The organism is Paenibacillus albidus (genome assembly GCF_014644435.1).
GTDB classification, from domain to species: domain Bacteria; phylum Bacillota; class Bacilli; order Paenibacillales; family Paenibacillaceae; genus Paenibacillus_AQ; species Paenibacillus_AQ albidus.
Window position 1 is genome coordinate 225,653 of sequence record NZ_BMKR01000001.1, and the last position, 18,380, is coordinate 244,032.

General features: G+C 49.9%; 21 protein-coding genes. 7 read left to right on the forward strand and 14 right to left on the reverse strand.

All coding sequences use genetic code 11. The annotated features are described in order from the left end of the window. Positions 1–160: 160 nt before the first annotated feature. Positions 161–478, reverse strand: a complete 318-nt coding sequence (gene trxA / locus IEY53_RS00955; protein ID WP_189021746.1) for a thioredoxin — start codon at positions 476–478, stop codon at positions 161–163. Positions 479–785: 307 nt separating this feature from the next. On the opposite strand from trxA, the gene IEY53_RS00960 reads away from it, so the two are divergent. Further along, positions 786–944, forward strand: coding sequence for a YqzM family protein (locus IEY53_RS00960; protein WP_189021747.1), 159 nt, complete (start codon positions 786–788; stop codon positions 942–944). 462 nt (positions 945–1,406) lie between these two features. Here the strand turns inward: IEY53_RS00960 and dnaI are convergent, their stop codons facing one another. The 3 genes from dnaI to IEY53_RS00975 all read right to left on the reverse strand — a co-directional run bounded on the left by dnaI (position 1,407) and on the right by IEY53_RS00975 (position 4,416). Further along, positions 1,407–2,363, reverse strand: a complete 957-nt coding sequence (dnaI, locus tag IEY53_RS00965; protein WP_189021748.1) for a primosomal protein DnaI — start codon at positions 2,361–2,363, stop codon at positions 1,407–1,409. Positions 2,364–2,381: 18 nt separating this feature from the next. Next, positions 2,382–3,917 (reverse strand): replication initiation and membrane attachment family protein, encoded by a 1,536-nt coding sequence (locus IEY53_RS00970; protein ID WP_189021886.1) that lies wholly within the window; start codon positions 3,915–3,917, stop codon positions 2,382–2,384. A 202-nt stretch (positions 3,918–4,119) separates the two neighbouring features. Next, entirely contained in the window at positions 4,120–4,416 is a 297-nt protein-coding gene (locus tag IEY53_RS00975; RefSeq protein ID WP_189021749.1) for a YuiB family protein, read from the reverse strand. A 347-nt stretch (positions 4,417–4,763) separates the two neighbouring features. Here IEY53_RS00975 and hemQ point away from each other — a divergent pair, with 347 nt between their 5' ends. Continuing rightward, the gene (hemQ, locus tag IEY53_RS00980; protein ID WP_189021750.1) at positions 4,764–5,516 is read left to right on the forward strand and encodes a hydrogen peroxide-dependent heme synthase; all 753 of its coding nucleotides are present in this window, start codon (positions 4,764–4,766) and stop codon (positions 5,514–5,516) included. 93 nt (positions 5,517–5,609) lie between these two features. On the opposite strand, the gene IEY53_RS00985 is transcribed toward hemQ, so the two are convergent. From IEY53_RS00985 to IEY53_RS01005, 5 genes are all read right to left on the reverse strand, one after another. After that, the gene (locus tag IEY53_RS00985; protein WP_189021751.1) at positions 5,610–6,689 is read right to left on the reverse strand and encodes a DUF5643 domain-containing protein; all 1,080 of its coding nucleotides are present in this window, start codon (positions 6,687–6,689) and stop codon (positions 5,610–5,612) included. Positions 6,690–6,742: 53 nt separating this feature from the next. Next, positions 6,743–7,951 (reverse strand): DUF4179 domain-containing protein, encoded by a 1,209-nt coding sequence (locus IEY53_RS00990; RefSeq protein ID WP_189021752.1) that lies wholly within the window; start codon positions 7,949–7,951, stop codon positions 6,743–6,745. After that, complete coding sequence (locus IEY53_RS00995) at positions 7,941–8,519, reverse strand: sigma-70 family RNA polymerase sigma factor (protein ID WP_189021753.1); 579 nt, start codon at positions 8,517–8,519, stop codon at positions 7,941–7,943. The genes IEY53_RS00990 and IEY53_RS00995 overlap by 11 nt, the downstream gene beginning before the upstream one ends. 162 nt (positions 8,520–8,681) lie before the next feature. Continuing rightward, entirely contained in the window at positions 8,682–8,942 is a 261-nt protein-coding gene (locus IEY53_RS01000) for a hypothetical protein (protein ID WP_189021754.1), read from the reverse strand. Between the two features lies 1 nt (position 8,943). Beyond that, entirely contained in the window at positions 8,944–10,137 is a 1,194-nt protein-coding gene (locus IEY53_RS01005) for an NAD(P)/FAD-dependent oxidoreductase (protein ID WP_189021755.1), read from the reverse strand. A 316-nt stretch (positions 10,138–10,453) separates the two neighbouring features. Between IEY53_RS01005 and IEY53_RS01010 the strand changes: the two genes are divergently transcribed. Then, a complete protein-coding gene (locus IEY53_RS01010; RefSeq protein ID WP_189021756.1) occupies positions 10,454–11,428 on the forward strand; it encodes an NAD(P)/FAD-dependent oxidoreductase in 975 nt (324 codons plus the stop codon). A gap of 143 nt (positions 11,429–11,571) precedes the next feature. Here the strand turns inward: IEY53_RS01010 and IEY53_RS01015 are convergent, their stop codons facing one another. Both IEY53_RS01015 and IEY53_RS01020 read right to left on the reverse strand, forming a co-directional pair. Next, the gene (locus IEY53_RS01015; RefSeq protein ID WP_036685584.1) at positions 11,572–11,715 is read right to left on the reverse strand and encodes a sporulation histidine kinase inhibitor Sda; all 144 of its coding nucleotides are present in this window, start codon (positions 11,713–11,715) and stop codon (positions 11,572–11,574) included. Between the two features lie 313 nt (positions 11,716–12,028). Beyond that, positions 12,029–12,691, reverse strand: a complete 663-nt coding sequence (locus tag IEY53_RS01020) for a YheC/YheD family protein (RefSeq protein ID WP_189021757.1) — start codon at positions 12,689–12,691, stop codon at positions 12,029–12,031. A gap of 326 nt (positions 12,692–13,017) precedes the next feature. On the opposite strand from IEY53_RS01020, the gene IEY53_RS01025 reads away from it, so the two are divergent. Continuing rightward, the gene (locus IEY53_RS01025) at positions 13,018–13,227 is read left to right on the forward strand and encodes a hypothetical protein (protein ID WP_189021758.1); all 210 of its coding nucleotides are present in this window, start codon (positions 13,018–13,020) and stop codon (positions 13,225–13,227) included. Between the two features lie 201 nt (positions 13,228–13,428). Here the strand turns inward: IEY53_RS01025 and IEY53_RS01030 are convergent, their stop codons facing one another. Beyond that, a complete protein-coding gene (locus IEY53_RS01030; RefSeq protein ID WP_189021759.1) occupies positions 13,429–13,788 on the reverse strand; it encodes a HesB/IscA family protein in 360 nt (119 codons plus the stop codon). 371 nt (positions 13,789–14,159) lie between these two features. Between IEY53_RS01030 and mqnE the strand changes: the two genes are divergently transcribed. After that, on the forward strand, positions 14,160–15,266 hold the full coding sequence (gene mqnE / locus IEY53_RS01035; protein WP_189021760.1) for an aminofutalosine synthase MqnE: 1,107 nt from the start codon (positions 14,160–14,162) through the stop codon (positions 15,264–15,266). A 53-nt stretch (positions 15,267–15,319) separates the two neighbouring features. Beyond that, complete coding sequence (locus IEY53_RS01040; protein ID WP_189021761.1) at positions 15,320–16,381, forward strand: NAD(P)/FAD-dependent oxidoreductase; 1,062 nt, start codon at positions 15,320–15,322, stop codon at positions 16,379–16,381. A gap of 16 nt (positions 16,382–16,397) precedes the next feature. On the opposite strand, the gene IEY53_RS01045 is transcribed toward IEY53_RS01040, so the two are convergent. After that, entirely contained in the window at positions 16,398–16,652 is a 255-nt protein-coding gene (locus tag IEY53_RS01045) for a YuzB family protein (RefSeq protein ID WP_189021762.1), read from the reverse strand. Positions 16,653–16,735: 83 nt separating this feature from the next. On the opposite strand from IEY53_RS01045, the gene IEY53_RS01050 reads away from it, so the two are divergent. Beyond that, on the forward strand, positions 16,736–16,984 hold the full coding sequence (locus tag IEY53_RS01050; RefSeq protein ID WP_039307240.1) for a NifU family protein: 249 nt from the start codon (positions 16,736–16,738) through the stop codon (positions 16,982–16,984). Positions 16,985–17,488: 504 nt separating this feature from the next. Here IEY53_RS01050 and IEY53_RS01055 read toward each other — a convergent pair. Next, the gene (locus IEY53_RS01055) at positions 17,489–18,370 is read right to left on the reverse strand and encodes a MetQ/NlpA family ABC transporter substrate-binding protein (protein ID WP_189021763.1); all 882 of its coding nucleotides are present in this window, start codon (positions 18,368–18,370) and stop codon (positions 17,489–17,491) included. Positions 18,371–18,380 lie beyond the last annotated feature (10 nt).

Genomic DNA, 18,380 nt, shown 5'->3' on the forward strand with positions numbered 1-18,380 from the left:
ACACCAGCCTCAGCCAGGCCTAACAGGGGATGTTTGCATGAAGTTAATTATAACATGAACAGAACAAATGTACTCTTTTTATTGAACACAAAACGCCTCCGGCAGGAACCGAAGGCGTTACTTGTGCAGGCCCAAAGGGCTGTGCAGGAGCATACAGATATTATTGGTGTTTAGCTACGATATTTTTGAGGGATTCTTTGGAGTTCAGGCCTACAACTTTATCTACCGGTTGACCGTCTTTGAAGAAGATCAGGGTAGGAATACTCATTACTCCAAAACGGGAAGCCGTTTCCGGATTCTCATCCACGTTCAATTTTGCAATCTTTACGCCATCTCCAAGCTCGGTGGACAATTCGTCCAGAATAGGAGCAAGCATTTTGCATGGGCCGCACCAAGGAGCCCAGAAATCTACTACTACAGTACCTTGACCTTCTACTTCGTTAGCGAAGGATTGGTCAGACACGTTCACGATAGCCATGTTATTGTTCCTCCTTTAAGTTTTTCGAAGCAATGTAATGGTTTCATCTAATATGATAACCAAATTACTATCTACCGACACGGTTTCAGTATAACATATTTATTGGGGCAAGTGAATGGTTACTCACAATTATATTGTTAAAAATATATTTTCCGCGGCATTTCTGCCTCCAGCCGGGCTGCATTCTTCCGTCAACCTTATCTTTACAATCTCCCTGCAGTTTCGGTATACTTGAGGAAAGCGCATTAATTGTCAATGACTTATCTCATAACAATGCAGGCCTCTCGCCTGCAAGGAGGCAGAACCTATGGATGTCAACGCGCACGTACGGGACCCACGGGAGCATGTGAACGAAGAACCCCGCGATGACTTGGGCGATTTAATGGCCGGTTTTTTTGGAATGACCGGATTCATGACTGTTGTGTTCTTCGGCATGGTGATTGTCAAGTTTATACTGTCCGAGTAGCTGGCAGTATAAACCTTCCTCAGATTCGCGGCGGCAGCTGCAATGCAAAAAATCCGGTGTTTCCCTTGGGAAGCAACCGGATTTTTGTCTATTTACACAGGTTCTTGGCTCGGCTAAAACCATGGTTCGCCTGATCGGCTCCCCATCCGGAGACGTTACTGCTCCTCCATTCAAAACGTTCGAGCCCAAGATCCTTCTATTTGTAGAACAACGCACCTTATCTGCGCTTGAGAGCAATCTAATGTATTTAGTGCAGTAACACTCGCTCCAGGGCAGCTCAAAAGTGCATTTGGATGTATTTCGTACAGTGAAAATCAAGAAAACAGGTGATTTCCAGCCCATTTTGCTATTCCTGATGTATCAAATGCAGTCTAACCGGACAAAAGCAGGATTGGCCCGCAAACTGATGTACAAAATGCAGTGTACTAACTCATCCCCGGGATTCAACAGGAGTTTCACCAGCTATCTGCCGGTCCCCCGCTGGTTCTCCCCATGCAGAGGTACTACATCAACAAACGGAGCAATCCGGTCCATCAAACGCTGCCCTTTATATAGCTCTTCGCCGTCTTTGCTGGTGAAGCTGAGATGTTTCTCCAGCCCGTCCAGCGGATAGTTCGAGGTATAGAAGGTGGGCTTGCGGTTCATGCGGTAGTTCAGAATCGCTCCCAGCACATGGTCGCGTGCCCAGGGATTCAAATTCTCCGCACCGATATCGTCAAAAATAAGCAAATCACAATTTTTCAACGTATCCACCGTTTCCTTCAGCTTCTGGCCGTCCATCATAATCGATTTCAGATCTTCAATAAAATCCGGCATGTACACAATAACACCGCTGTATCCGGCTACAGCCAGTTCGTGCAGCAGATAACACATCAGGAAAGTCTTGCCCGTTCCAAAGGTTCCGTGCAGGTAGATCCCGCGCGAAGTCAGCCCCTCTTCCTTGGCAGCTGAAATATAGTCGAATAATTTATTGACAGCAGAGACCCGGCGCGGGTCTTTGCCCATAATATCAATCTCATCGTAGCCCCCGTTCAGGACCCGCTCATCCACATAAAAGCTGCGGATCCGTTTGCGGATGTTGTCCTGATTGTCCTGGGCCACCTTCAGGCGGCACGGTGTCTTGCGTTCATATAGATCTGGTGTGCCGCCTACGGTCTCAACCGTAAGCTTGCTGTAATGGCCCGGGAAATCATTCGGGCATTTCTCAAGGCCCGGGCAGTTGGCACAGTTGCGGCTTTCCTCCACGTATTGATACAGGCGGCTCATGTGCAGCCGAAGCCGGGTTTCCTCCAGCTCCGGATGCTCGGCCAGCAGCGCCTTGACCAAAGGATGGTTAAACAGCCCTTGCTCCAAATCGCGGGAACGCTGGCGCAGAGCGGGACTATTCATTGAACGCAGCACATCGCCCATAGACTCCATGCTTCCACCTCACTTTCTTTACGGCGCTTTCGATTTCTTGCTGGCCTTAATTTCGGCCGCTTTTTTCATCATCGCCGCGAATTCTTCATCGGATACGGTCCCTGCACTGCCATCATCCAGCACAATGGGAATCTCGGGCTTGCCGGACCGTCCGGCATTTTTGGCATAGGAGCGCGTGCGGCTCCCTGCGGAAGCAGGGGTCCCGGCGGCCGCCCCTTTGCCTTTTACTTTGGACTGGTCCCGGATATAGCGGACCGCTTTCTCGTACGTATTCACCTGTTTCACCAGCATATTGGAAGCGATCGCCTCCACAAAGTTGCGGTTCATGCGCTGTTCCCCGCCGGAGGCCACCATGGTCATCAAATAATGAATAAGGACATTAATAACTTCCCCCGACAGCTTGTAGTTCAGATCGATTTTCTCGAACATGTCCATCAGATGCCCTGGCACAGTCCCCGGAAAAAAGGTCTGCAAAAGCCGTGTATAAGGTTCGTTGCGCAGCATCATATTATACTGGTGAATGTCACACTTGGACAAAAATTGCGGAGGCACCTCTACATAATACTCCATCTCGACAGGCTGCTCCGGAGGAGCACTGGAATCATCCCCCTCCTCTGCGGAAGCAGCACGGATGGAAATCACCTTGGCTGCAGCAATTTCCCGCTTCTCCTGGCGCCTCATATCCTGGCGGAAATGCTGGCTGGCCTTATACTGCAGCGCATCCAGAATGACCTCGCCATCCGGCGAGAAGACCCCGTCTTCGTCCAGCAGACGGCTAAGGTCCTGCGGGCCAAGCTCGTATTTGTGGGCCACATAATTAATGACCCCCATTTGGGCATGGTCAAAGCGCAGCTTCTCCACATGACCCCTGTTGGCCGATTCCCGCGGGAATCGCAGGATAATATCGCTGTAGCCAATCGCCGGCTCACCTGTTTCACGCATGCCCGGCTGCCGGACCGATGCCACCTCGGCCAAGGCCTGCTCTAGCTCATAGTCAATCACATGTGTATTCAGCTGAAAAATATCGTAAAAGGGCAATGAAATATTCTCTTTGCCAATCGATCTGCGGCTCCACTCCTCCGGCTCGCGGTTCCAGAACTGCTCCCGGAGGGACAACACGGCAAATTTGCCGATCTTGTCGCGCAAGAGCAGCGTCAGATGCTGGGTGGCAAAAAAATCAGCCGGCGACAGCGGCGGCATCAGCTCATATTCGTACATATAGTCATCAGTCTCCGGCACATAGATTCGACAGGTCTGCAGCAGTCCTACCGCCTCCAGCCGGGAACACTGATCAATTAAATATTTGCGGCCCTTCTCGTTCGGCTCCACACCCAGTGTCATAAAGAGCCTGCGCTGCTGCTCCACTCCGGAATAGCCAATAGTCTCAGCCGGGACATGCTCAAACAGCAGCCGGTACAGACTGATGGCGAATGCGCCTACCATAGGCTGATATACAGAACTAAGCATCCGGCCGTCAATCACACTAAGCCCGAATTCGCGGGAAACGCAGTAGCGATGATGCTCGGTATAATGATGTAAATGGCTCATGCGCATCTGCGGATACCACCCCCCTTGTTTACACGAATTCATGTAGATTTCTATTCTATCACAAAAATCTCCGCCGGAAATGTAAAATAAAGCCCAATTTCGACGTTTTTCGCAGAACATTCATTCTCCTTAGGAAACTTATGGATATTGGAGAAGTCAAAGAAAACGGCCTTCCCTAGGGAAGCCGCTTTCATGAATAGCTTTGGAATTAGAACATTTTGTAGCCGCCGATCCGCAGCTTCTGGATGGTCCATCCGCTGAGCACTGCTCCGGCAAGGCCGGCGATTCCCGTAAGGTAATCCACGACCTGAAAGGTGGACAGATGCTCCCACAGCGACATGGCATTCCGGTCCCAGATGGAGTACACCACAACCGGGAGAATCACAATTACGAACAGATAAGCGGGAAACCAGGTTGTCTTCATTAACATGTTAAGAATAAAGCCAATCCCGAACATCATGACAAAGAATAAAACGGCCAAAACGAATACAGGAATAAATCCCATCTGCCGTCTTCACCCCTCTCTATAAAGAACCGCACATCTTATACGAGCTAGTAGTAAGTTTACTAGAAAAAATGTCACGAAGCAATGAACTTTATTGTGTACCCGGCACTTTTTTGACCCTCCCGGTTTGCTCTGGGCAGTCTGCATGCGATACAATGCTTATAGATTAATCGGATACATATAGGCTTTGTAAAACTAAGCATATGCTTTCGAAGCCAAGTTTTACACGAAGTAATTTCAGCGAAGCTTAGGCTTTGTAAAACTAAGCATATGCTTCCGAAGCCAAGTTTTACACGAAGTAATTTCAGCGAAGCTTAGGCTTTGTAAAACTTTTAAGGAGTGAGATCATGAATGAAGCTGCTTTGACCCTGGAAGGCTGGTACGCCCTCCACGACTTCCGCTCTCTGAATTGGACAGCCTGGACGGCTGCCGATGATGAGGAACGTGCCGTAGCTCTGGAGGAGCTGCACGCTTTTATGCAAGAATGGGGACCTGTCGAGGAAGCCAAGGAAGGAAGCTCCGCTGTCTACTCCATTGTCGGCCAAAAGGCGGATTTCGTCCTGATGTACCTGCGTGAGAGCCTGGAAGCCCTGAACAAGCTTGAGACCGCCTTCAATAAAACAGCCTTTGCCCAATACACCACCAAAGCATACTCCTACGTGAGTATTGTTGAGCTTAGCAATTATCTTGCAGCCGGAGGCGACGGCGGAGATCCGATGCAGAATCCGCATGTAATCTCCAGACTGAAGCCGATACTGCCGCAAGCGGCGCATATCTGCTTCTATCCGATGAACAAGAAACGCGAGCTGGCCGATAACTGGTACATGCTTGATATGGACAAGCGCCGCGAGCTGATGAGAACCCATGGCCTAATCGGACGCGGCTACGCCGGCAAGGTCAAGCAGATCATTACCGGCTCCGTTGGCTTCGACGACTGGGAGTGGGGTGTGACGCTCTTCGCCGAGGATGCACTGCAGTTCAAGAAGCTGGTGTACGAGATGCGCTTTGACGAAGTCAGCGCCCGTTACGGCGAGTTCGGGCCTTTCTATGTGGGGAACCTGCTGACGCCGGAGAGCTTTGAGGAGTTTCTAAAGCTTTAGTCCAAGCTGCACCATGCTGACATAAACAGGGATGCCCCAAAGCCATTACGGCCACGGGACATCCCTTTTTTCAGATCGTTTTTTCGGAACGGCTTATTTCTTCACCGGCACTTTGATCTCCAGCTCTTTAATGTACTCCCTCACTGGCATACCCTTGCTGTCCAGCAGGTACTCCCCGGTTTGTTTCCCGTCTTTAAATACGTTGAGATACGGTTTAACCGTAATGAATTTAGGTGTTGTAATAAAAGGCTCGAATAACAAGTCCTGATTAGATTTGTTGCTTGTGCTTAGCTCAGGGCTTCCCTGGCCGCCAATAAACTTAAGCGCCTTGCCTTGGTCATCAAATACATCATACCCAATAGCAGAGAGGGCTGCAGCGCCGGTCCCGAAACGTTTGGATACTTTCCCCGGCAATCCCTGGGCTGAAATGGCTACCCTTGTAGTAAAAGGAGTTAATTCTGCTTTGTTGAAGGTTACACCCACTCCATCGAAGGTTTTGGTGGCAGCCGGCTTCAGCACAATACTGTTGCCTATTTTGGTAACGGGAATGCTGATGTTGAACGGTTCCTCAATCCCTGCAACCGTCAGCTTCAATTTAATTGTAAATTTCTCCGGCAGCGGGACTTGCCCGTTCAGTCCGGAATTGGAATAATCGGTGACTCTCACCAAAACAGACTGATTGTCCGCGCCTGCGGTATACACGGAATCCAATGGATAACTTTCGGTCCGGCCATCCGGCGTCTGTTGATTGATGAACCATTCCAGCTTTTTAATGACGCCCTTGGCACCCTCCGGCTCCACTGCTATGTTACCTTTGGAATCCTTGTAGCTTCCTGCAAAATGGGTGAGCATTTCCGTAGCATTCCGGTTGAGCGTCACCGCCAGACGTGTTCCGTCGTACAGAAGCTGGGATACACTGACGGTCATTCCGCTTTGGGTATCGCTCAGGCCGGATACGGCGGCCAGTCCTTTGGTCTCGGCAATTTGCAGCCCCAGATCACCGGCAGTAAGGAAAGAACCTTTAGCAGTTGCAGGGGTCTTGGCGGCCGCTGAAGCTGTGGCAGTAGGGATGACGGATTGACCAGAGACTGCGCCTGTTGCCGCATAAGAGACTGTACCCATCAATAAGCTGACCGCCATAGCAGAAGTTAAAGCCATTTTCATTTTCTTCATTATTTGTTTCCTCCTAAGTAGTATAATTATCAGCATTCCGTTGAATTTAGAGATTAAGGGACCTGCACGGTCATCTCAAGCTCCTTAATGTAATTTTTGAGCGGCATCCCGTGTTCATCCAGCTTGAACTCCCCGCTGGCCTTGCCGTCTTTGAACACATACAGGTAGGGTCTAATGGTGAACTGCCGGGGTGTGGAAGCAAACGGCTCATAGATCAGATCCTGATACAGAACGGGTGCCTTCTGCCTGTATTCCCCTTGACTGGAAAGCTGACCAAGCATTTGGCCCTGCTCATCGAACAGCTCATACTGAATTTTGCTCAGCTCTCCCCCTGCTCCCAGACCCGTATACTCTGCAGATTCATGGTCCGCAGCTTTGGCAGCCAAAGTGATTTTCGTTGAGATCGGCGATAATTCCGCCTTCACTAACGTGATCTGAATCCCATCGTATTCTTTGCTTATTTCCGGGGATACGACCACATTGTTTGTATTTTTCTTAACAGGGACCTCTATGGTATAAACCTCTTCAACTCCGCTCAGGGTCAGTTCCAATGTCAGCCCGAAAGATTCCGGCAGCTTCGGCAGTTCCTGTCCCGGCTTGGACAATTCCATAAAATTGATCAGAACCGAGTCGGCATTCCCCCCATCCACCCAAGTCACAGCACCCCGCTCCGGTGATGGGTTTGCAGGATCATCTAGAGTCTGATTCAAGGCTTCTCCGTTTGCATACAGCTTTACATTCCTTAGCACCGCTTTTGTGCCTTCCGGTTCCACAACTATTGTGCCATCCGCACCCCTATAATTCCCATGAAAGTAACTTTCAGTTCCGGGCGCCTCCCTCTGAATAGCAACCACTGCACGGATTCCGTCATACATCACCTCCTTCACATTTACAGTAATTCCGTCATGGGAATCGCTGTAGTGCACCTCTTCTGTCAGTCCCTTCTCGGCCGCTGTCTTAAGCCCCAGATCGCCAGCCAGCTTGAAAATCCCGTTCACCAGCGGAATCGATTTCAGCGATTTGGCCATCACCGGGGACACAAAACCCGAAGCGACCACGATTAGAAATAGGGCTGCCGCCACTATCAGGGCTACCACCGGTTTACGGTAAATACGGCCTCTGCGGGCAGCCTCTTTCCGGGAGAGCCGCTTCGGGATATGCTTCCCGCTTGAAGCCCAGACCCGCTCATACAGATCATCCGGACATTTCATATCTGCTGCCGTCTGCTGCAAACGGTGCCTCATCTGTTCTTCAATGGACATAATACGGCTCCTCCTTATCATCCATTAACAACACGGCGTGCTCCCGTAATGCCTTCAACGCCAGGTGATGTCTTGATTTCACGGTTCCCAGAGGAATGTCGAGGATGCCTGCAATCTCGTTCAGGCTGTAATCATGGTAGTAGCGTAAGATCACAACTACACGCAGTTTATAGGATAAGCCCTGAATCGCCTCCAGCATCTCCCTGCTTGTTTCATGAAGGACAATGGAGGTATCGGGGGCCATCTGCACTCTTTCCACTTCGAGCATCGCTTTGCGTTCAAAAAGGCGGAATCTTCTCCACGTCTTTCGCCTCCAGTCCTGCACCTGCCGCACCACAATCCCGTGCAGCCAATGCCGGAACGGCCGGTTTGAATCATACCCTGCAATCGAGGTCCACAGCTTCATATATACTTCATTCATGACATCCTCCACATCCCGCGGATTCCCGAGCAGAAAGGTTGCCGTCCGGTATACATCTTGAACCGTCGCCTCGTAAACCCGGCGAAACGCCTCTTGATCGCCTGCGGCCAGCCCTTCCACCCAAGGAGTGATGTCCAGCTCTCTCAAGGTTCTTCCCTCCTCATGCGTGATTTCATGTATGTATTCGTCCCGAGTCCGAAAAAGGTTCAGTACAGTTCAAAAAAAAAGGCTATTCCACGGTCGGGGACCGTGGAATAGCCTTTTTAAATTACAATTTCTTGCGTTCGGTACACCGCAGAAGTGCCCTGCTCAATCATCGTCTTCGCTGTCATCATCATTCTTGCGCAGGCTTTCCAGATAATCCGCCGTAGCCCGGTCACGGGCCCGTCCTTTTTCTTTCAGCCGTTCAATCCCCGGAAGAATGAGCAGGTCGATCTCTTTCTGAATCGTATAAGCCAAATCGTAACGGCTTTGATCCTCCAGATAGGAGCCCACCTCGATTAGACCGTTATATCGGTCCAGCTCTTCACGTGTCAGCAGGCCCCGTACCTGTACGCTGCAATGACGCATCTTAACGGAATCTGCCTTTTTTGAGTACAAGCGGAATGCCGCCGATAATAAACAGATAGCGCATATCCACGACTTTCTTCAATTGAGCCGCTGTCCAGCCTTTGTACGTCTTGTCGCCGACAACAGCAATACCTTGTCCCTTGCCCAGGGAAGCTACTGTTCCTTTATTGCTGAAGACAAATTTCTTCGGCTGCTGGTTGCGGATTGAGGCGACCAGATTATGCGCACAGCACTCACCCTGCTGCATCGCAATTTGGGCGGTTGGCGGATAAGGGCGTCCTTCCGGGTTAATCATCAGGGAGCCGTCTCCAATAATGAAGATGTTGTCATGTCCAGGCGCGCGCAGGAACTCATCCACTTTCACACGCCCACGCATAGCTTCAAAACCTGCGGCTTCAATCAGACGGTTCCCGCGGATACCGCCTGTCCAGACAATGGTCGAGGCTTTGATCTCTTCACCGGTTGCCAGAATTACAGCGTTCGGCAGACACTCCTTGATCGCTACGCCCATCTTGAAGGTAACACCCTTCTTTGTCAGCACGTTCATGGCATGTTCAACCAGCTCAGGAGCAAAGCCCGGCAGAGCGGTAGGAGCAGCCTCTACGTTATATATATTTACCATACTTGGATCAACATCATATTCTTTGCACAGGCCCGGAACCCGGTCCGCTAATTCGGCTACGAATTCAATACCGCTGAAACCGGCGCCGCCGATGACAAAATTGATGTGCTCCTGGGCACTGTTGTCGTTCTTATACTTGGCAAACTGATATTCGATGTGCTCACGGATCAGACGCACAGAGTTGATGCTGCGGATGGTCATTGCATATTTATCAAGACCCGGAATACCGAAGGTTTCCGGTTCTCCGCCAAGTGCGATAACCAGGTAATCATAGGAAAGGGTACCGTCCTCCAGAATTACTTTCTTCTGCTGGGTACGGATTTCCTGTACGGATGATTTAACCAGATCAATTTTGAATTCATCAATCAGCTTGGAAATGGACACCCTTGTATGCTCAACGCTGTCCGTTCCGGCTGCAGGCATATGCAGGTGGGTAGTGAAATAGTGATACTCATGGCGGTTCACTAGTGTCACATCAGCCTCATTGTAGTTCAAGGCCTTTTGCAAACGCTGGGCGGTTAAAATACCTCCGTACCCGGCGCCTAAGATTACGATTTTGGGAATACTGCTCATCTTCCGGCTCCTTCCAACAGGTGGATCTGTCTATGTGTTATTTTTTGTGAATCTTTTTGTGAAATTATACACTTAAATATAGAGGAATTTCCAATCAAACTTAAAGGAAATCTAAAATGACCATATCTATTGTAAACCTTAGTGTGGTTTTAATCAAATTAAATAATACAAAAAAACGTCACAATTTTAGGAAAAGCAAAGCCTTTGCAGGCACATGCCTCTAAGTTTATAATGAGTAGGTATACAAGTACGGCAAATTGAAACTATCAACTTGGAGGTGCAGTATCCCGTGACATTAGAGGAATCCAACGTCCCTATGAGCGATATGCTAATTATAGGCGGCGGTCCGGCCGGCATGTTTGCCGCATTTTATGGTGGAATGCGTCAGGCTTCGGTAACACTTATTGAAAGCATGCCCCAACTGGGAGGACAGCTCGCTGCTCTTTATCCCGAGAAATATATTTACGATGTAGCCGGTTTCCCCAAAGTGACGGCGCAGGAGCTTGTGGACAATCTGTCCCGGCAAATGGATCTGTTCCAGACCGATATCCGCCTGGAAGAGAAGGTGGTATCGGTCCAAAAACGCGATGAACGCCACTTTGTGGTGACTACCGATAAAGCAGAGTACCACAGCAAAGCGGTCATCATTACTGCAGGGGTGGGCGCCTTCGAACCCCGGCGTCTGGAACTGCCTGAGGCTCAGCGTTTCGAGAAAGCCAATCTGCATTATTTTGTCAGCGACCTCAATGCGTTTAAAGATAAAAAGGTGCTGATCAGCGGCGGCGGCGACTCTGCCGTAGACTGGGCACTTATGCTGGAGCCCATCGCCGAGCAAGTCACCCTGATCCATCGCCGGGATAAATTCCGTGCACATGAACACAGTGTGGAGAAGCTGATGGCTTCCAAAGTGAATGTAGTTACCCCCACCGAGATCACCGAACTGCACGGGGAGGAATTCATTACCAAGGTGACCTTGTCCCATATCAAGACCAAAGAAACACAGGAGCTTGAGGTGGATAGTGTAATCGTCAATTTCGGATTTATCTCCTCCCTCGGGCCCATTGCAGAGTGGGGCATCAAGATTGAGAGCAACTCCATCGTGGTGGATTCACGTATGGAGACAAATGTACCCGGTATCTTTGCCGCCGGCGACATCACTACGTATCCCGGCAAGCTGAAGCTGATCGCTGTAGGATTTGGCGAAGCCCCAACCGCTGTCAACAACGCCAAGGTCTATCTTGACCCTGATGCCAAGCTGTCACCGGGACACAGCAGCAATCTGAAGCTCTAATACCGGATTTATAACCAGTGCTTGCACAACAAATAAAAGGGTGTCCTCACAGCTGACTTCGCGTCACACTGGGAGGGCACCCTATTGGTGTTTCTTTGCGGTTTGATTATATACAGCTGCTGTAAAGACCCTTTCTTGCAGCCTTAATGAAGAACCGCATGAACTGGAGAGTGTAAGTTCCGTTTGCGAATTTCAACGAGTAAAAGAGCGATGAAATCATGCTCTAACTGCAGTTCTATCGCTCTGTGGTAAGAGTCAAGAAGCATCTCATCAGACAATTCAACCATAACGTTCACCTACCTTTCCTTTATTTGGATCCTTTTCTATCATAGCAAACTATCAACTTTCGAACAAGCGTTCCCATTATCCACAAGCAGATGTGGAGATCCTGTGCATAATATGTGAGTAAGGGTTAAGAAGGCTACAGCTATGCGGTGAACAATGGGGATAATAGTTATACACAGGTCAGCGTCCTCTACTAAACCACAAAAATATTTTGATATTTGTCATATTTTACAGATTATTACGAGGTTTGAAACACAACTAAACGCTATTTTAGCCTACTACTGTTATTATCGTCAAATCTTAAAAAATGTGTAATTATTGCGGGCGGGTATTTACTTCCAAAATCCATATCTTTCCTGTATGGTCCACGGCATAATCGAAGCCCAGTTCTCCCACTCCCGGAAAGTGTCTCTCCATCAATTCGATACAGACCCGTGTGAGCCGGCGCATCTCCGCTTTTTTCGCCCCGGCTCTAATGCTGGGCAATGATTGCCGCAGGCCCTGGCGGCAGGTCAGCATGGAGCCTCCCTTGCACAAATTGGTGACGAACAGTCCGGGACGGGCCAGCCGGCCCACCATGGAACGAAATTCCCACGCCCCGCCATTCTTCACTACTTTGACCCGGTAATCAATCGGACGCCCTGAAATGCGGGCCAGGGATATCCCTTGCTGAATCAAGTATCTTCTTCTTACCTTCACAGCATCAAGCGCCCGGCGCATCGAGCGAAAATCCCGGTACACCCGTGTTCTGTCCATGTAAGTAAAGCCATATCCGCGCCGGTCCCGGAATACCTTAATGACCCCGTAACCTCCGCCTCCAACCACCGGTTTGATGACCACATTTCCATATCTGCTCAGCATCGCCAGCAATCCTGCTGCACTGTATCCCTTCGTTCTCGGAATGTAACCGGCAACCCTTGCATCGCTAAGCAGCGCTTCGGTTTTCAGCCACTTGCTGGCCAGTTGTCTTCCCGCCATCTTCCTCCCTCTCCTTTCAGTTTGCACGACCTACCGTATAGATTACTCAGAGAAGGCCGCGCCCTCCTGTATGATTGTCCCTCAATCCGGGCCTCCCGCAAAAAAAGGCAGATGCGCGGGGCACCGTTCGCCCTTAGGCCTTCGCCTAAATACCGCATTTATCTCCGGCGTTCGCGTATTCGGGCGGAGACGACAGCAAATGCAATACGTTCAGAGCCCGCCTCCCCGATTTCTTGCTTTTCAAACCGAAAAGGGTATCGTATAGTAAAGTTATATGACTTGCGGAACAAACAGGAGCATCCGCATACTTAGGGAGGTACTTCCACGTGGCTGAGTTTTTCGAGGTTCTATATTGGGTGGCTATGGTGGGCATGTCTGTCGTCCTGGCCGGAGTTACCATCCTGGTCTGCGCCATCGGCTTCAAGTTCATCAAGGACCGCCGCAGATTACTGGGGGCAGGCTGTATCGCCTTCTCGCTTGGCGCAGCAGCTATGGTCGTATTCATGATTAATTACAAGTTCATTATCCCGGCCTGATTGTAAGCGCATTACTGAGGGGTGTCCTGCAAGCCATGTGGCTGCGGGGCACTTTTTTATTTGGGGGTACCCTGTTCAGCGGTCGCGCTGCTTCCACCCAGGCACGGCTGGAACTTCCCACCTAATAAATAAAAGGGCCGTCTCAGCAGCCATTTACATGGCGTTGGAGACAGCCCTCTATAATCCTTAGATATTCACCTCTTAACAAGGCTCCTCATTCGGCTTGCCGGCATCAAGCGCCGTTCTGAAGCTTGAGCCGCAACCGCAGGTTGCTGTGGCGTTCGGGTTGTTGATGGTGAAGCCGCCGGTCATGCCGGATTCTTCGAAGTCGATCTCCAGCCCATCCAGGTAGCGGAGGTTCTCCTTCTCCACCACAACCTTCATGCCTTCGATGTCCATGTACACATCCTGGTCGCTCTCATTATCGTCAAATCCCATTGCATAGGAGAAACCGCTGCAGCCGCCCGGCGTTACGCCAATACGGAGGAACATGTCCGGCACTTCTTGTTCGGCCAGCATGGATTTCAGTTGTCCCGCCGCCGTTTCGCTGATAGTAATCATAATCTGAACCCTCCTGAAAATGATGTGAGCCCGCTTCCCAGTCACAAACCAGGCTCCGTATTATAGGGCCTTCCGGCCAAAAGTTATTTTCTATATAAAAATAAGTATACTCCACTATTCCTTTGCCCTCAAGTGATAACTTCGCCCCCCGGAGTCAAATATTCCAAACCCCTTCATTGGGCTGCAACTGTTGCTCCCCTTCTGAGAGAGGTTTATAATAGGAAAAGCTGCATCCGGTAAAAATTCGGAATTTTGTCACGGAGGTTATTGTAACCTTTTGTCCATAAGTTGGACGGCTGCCCGCTTCGGAGTTCGTCCCGGAATCATCCCGCAATGCCTTTTTGCCATGTAAAACTTCAGGAGGAAATAATATGTCTACTCTGATTACCCCCCCTACCGACGCCAGAATGGCGACTATTATTGAAAAAGTTCGCGGTGGCGAACGATTAAATCTGGAAGACGGCGTTTATTTATATGAGAGCAACGATCTGCTTACCATAGGTCAGCTCGCAAACGAAGTGAACCAGCGCAAGAACGGAAACAAGGTATATTTTATCGAAAATATGAGCCTATATTTCACCAATGTCTGCGAGTCGCGTTGTGCTTTCTGCAATTTCCGCAAAGATGAGGGAGAAGAAGGCGCGTATACCCTTTCCGGTCAGGAAATGGTGCAATATGTCGAACAGCATATTCATCCCGGCGTGCGCGAATTCCACATCGTCGGCGGACATAATGATAACGTCCCCTTTCAGTACTATGTTGATTCACTAAAAGCACTAAATGAACGTTTTCCGGATGTGACCCTCAAAGCATATACGGCGGCTGAAATCGACTTTTTCACCCGGATCAGCGGGCTGAGCATTCGTGAAGTCCTGGAGCAGCTGCGGGCAGCGGGCCTTAAGACACTTACAGGCGGCGGTGCAGAGATCTTATCCGACCAATACCGCAAAAAAATGCGTGTCGACAAGGCCAATGTCGAAGAGTACCTGGAAGTCCACCGGACAGCGCACAAGCTTGGCATGAAGACGCACACCACGATGCTTTACGGTTCCATTGAGTCGCGTGAGGACCGCATCCGCCATATGCTGCAAATCCGCGAGCTGCAGGATGAGACAAACGGCTTTATGGTATTCATTCCATTATCCATGCAGCCCAAGAACAAAAATGCCGGAATCATGCGCCGTAACTCGGCCTATGAGGATTTGAAGACCATTGCGGTAAGCCGGCTCATGCTGGACAACTTTGACCACATTAAAGCTTACTTCATTAACATAGGAGCACAGCTGACCCAGGTAGCCCTCAGCTTTGGCGCTTCGGATGTCCACGGCACCATCCTGAAAGAGCGTATCAGCCACGCTGCCGGTGCCTTAACTCCGGAAGGCCTGACCCGCGACGAATTGATTTGGCTGGTCAAAGGAGCCGGGCGGATACCGGTTGAGCGTGACACATTCTATAATGAGATCAAAGTATACGAATAATGCCAGCCGGAATCTCCGGTTATAGTTTCTATTCGAAAGGATGATCGGTCAGTATGCGAACACTGCTTGTTCTCGGCGGCGGCTATGGCGGCCTAGCCCTCATACAAGAATTGCTGGACAACCATCTTCCCGCGGATGTGGAAATCATTTTGATTGACCGCATGCCTTATCAAGGGATCAAGACCGAATATTATGCGCTTGCCGCAGGTACGGTTGCCGATTATCATCTGCGGATTCAATTCCCGGTACATCCCCGGATGTCGGTCCGTTATGGAGAAGTGAGCTCGATCGAACTGGACAGCAGAGTGGTGTTCCTGGAATCGGGTGAGCCGATTTCTTACGATATCCTCGCTATTGCACTGGGTTGTACGGATAATTATCATCATATCCCCGGCGCAGATCAGTATACTTGCAGCATTCAGAGTCTTGCCGGCACACGGGAAACTTACCGGAATCTGAATAATGTGAAGCCTTATGGTACGGTTAATATTGTAGGCGGGGGGCTTAGCGGAGTAGAGCTTGCGGCAGAGCTGCGTGAGAGCAGACCGGATCTGAATATTGCCATTCTGGACCGGGGAGAGCGGGTATTGTCCTCTTTTCCGGCCAGACTGTCAAAGTATGTTGAGGAATGGTTTAATGAGCATCACGTGGAGACGCGGGGGAATATTTCCGTCTCTCATGTTGAAAAGGATGCCATCTATAATGGTACACAAGCTATCGCTACTGATGTTACAGTATGGACCGCAGGCATTCAGCCTGTTCAGGTGGTACAGAAGCTGGAGCTCCCCAAGGACCGTGGAGGCCGGATTCTCCTCAGTGGGCATTACCAGGTGCCTGACTATCCAGAGGTGTATGTGATCGGAGACTGCGCCAGCCTTCCTTTCGCCCCGAGTGCACAGGCGGCGGGGGCACAAGGTGAGCAGGTGGGGCAGATCCTTCAGGCCTTATGGCGCGGCGATACCCCGAAGCTGCACAAGATCCGCCTCAAGGGCACCCTCGGGTCCCTGGGCAAAAACGCCGGCTTCGGCCTGATGGGCCGCCGGTCCGTTATGGGCCGGGTGCCCCGCCTGCTGAAGAGCGGTGTGCTGTGGATGTCCAAACGCCACTTCGGTTAGAGGTCAGGCGCGTGCGTTAATCAAGCTCCAGATTGTCCCAGGCTTCCAGCTCCTTGATCTTGGCTTCAATGGCGGCTTCCAGCTCTTCCGGAGTGGCCGCCTCTACAATTTCGCCGTCAACCATGGCGAAGGGCATCAGATAACATTGGCCGCAATTGTTCAGGCAGCCGTATTCCAAGGTGTCGTAATCGGGGTTTTGTTCGAGTTTTTTCATTAATGCTGCAGTGCCATGACCGATGTTGCTGGCACAAAATTCAATAATTGGCCTCATAATGATCTCCTTATTCTGTCCTAACCATTTTATTTTTTAACTTTTTGTACTATAATAAACATACGAAAGGAGTGACCCTAGAAATGAGTGAGAATGTACAAAGCGCCACCATGTATGATGAAGTACTGGAAGTGCTTGATAAACTTCGTCCGTTCCTGCAGCGCGATGGCGGTGACGTGGAACTGATTGACGTTGAAGACGGCATTGTGAAGTTAAAGCTCATGGGTGCATGCGGCAGCTGCCCAAGCTCCACTATCACACTCAAAGCCGGGATTGAACGTGCCCTCGTCGAAGAAGTCGAAGGCGTTGAAGAAGTAATTCAAGTATTCTAATCCCGTTTAATAACCATCCCGTTCCTTCTGTTCGCAGAAGGAACGGGATTTTTTTTAATTATAGAGGATTTGATAATCAGCCACAAGCCCGGTCCGTGGAAGTCTACCCAGTAGTTCCCAGGCATGAAGGTCGCTTTCCGGTCCGTCCTGCTGAAGCTGTTTCGGTTAAATCCAATGGCAAGCAAATTTGGTCCATATTATATTGAATGTACAAAAGAAACCTCTCTTTCGAAATGGTTGGTCGCACTCCCATTTTACCAAAGAAAGGTTTCTTTTTTGATTTTCAGTAGAATTGTAGATACGATTCCCGCTTAAACAGCGGAGAGGACGGAACGATTGTGAAAAAGCGGTAGCGGTCGCCTTTATATCCGGATTTTTACCGCTAAAGCAAATAAATAAAATCTGGATATAACAGCGATTGGAACAACAGTCCGTTCGCGCAGCGTCCTCACCAATCACTCACGTAGATCCTACTCCAAAATAAGGGCTATCCCAAGCATGGATTTAGAATGCAGGAATGATCGAACCTTGGTATTCCTCTTCAATAAAGGTTTTGGCTTCAGGAGAAGTCAAAGCTGCAGCCAGCTTCTGGATGGCTTCGGAATCCTTGTTATCCAGTCTCGATACCAAAATATTAGCATATGGAGAATCCGTGCCTTCAATAAACAAGGCATCCTTCGTCGGAACAAGTTTTGCTTCAAGAGCAAAGTTGGTGTTGATCAGCGCCAGGTCGACTTCACCCAATTGACGGGGCAGCATCGCTGCATCCAGCTCAATAATCTCCAGGTTCTTTTTGTTCTCTTTGATGTCCGCTTTGGTGGAAGTGATATTGGTATCATCATTTAAGGTAATCAGACCATTTTTGGCCAGCAGGATCAGTGCCCGTCCACCGTTTGTAGCATCGTTCGGAATCGCTACCATTGCGCCGTCAGCCAGTTCATCGATGGATTTGATTTTTTGGGAATAGGCACCAAACGGTTCGACATGAACTGCTGTAACCGATACGAGATCAGTTTTGTTGTCTTTATTTTGGGCATCCAGATAAGGCTGGTGTTGGAAAAAGTTAGCGTCCAGCTGCTTCTCGGCGAGCTGCACATTGGGCTGAACATAATCGGTAAATTCCTTGATTTCCAGGGTCACGCCTTGGGCTTCAAGCTGCGGAGCAATAGCTTTCAGGATTTCGGCATGCGGCTTAGCTGAAGCTCCCACTACCAGGGTAACCGGTTCTGCAGCCGGTTCAGTCGTTGCATCCGCTGCCGGCTCAGCTGTCCCACTCTTTGCCGGTGTTTGTCCTGCAGCCTGGTTATTCGCGGTATTATTGTTCCCGCAAGCAGCCAGCACCATTACCAGTGTCAGGCTAAACAATGTCAGTAGTACTTTTTTCATTATGAATCCC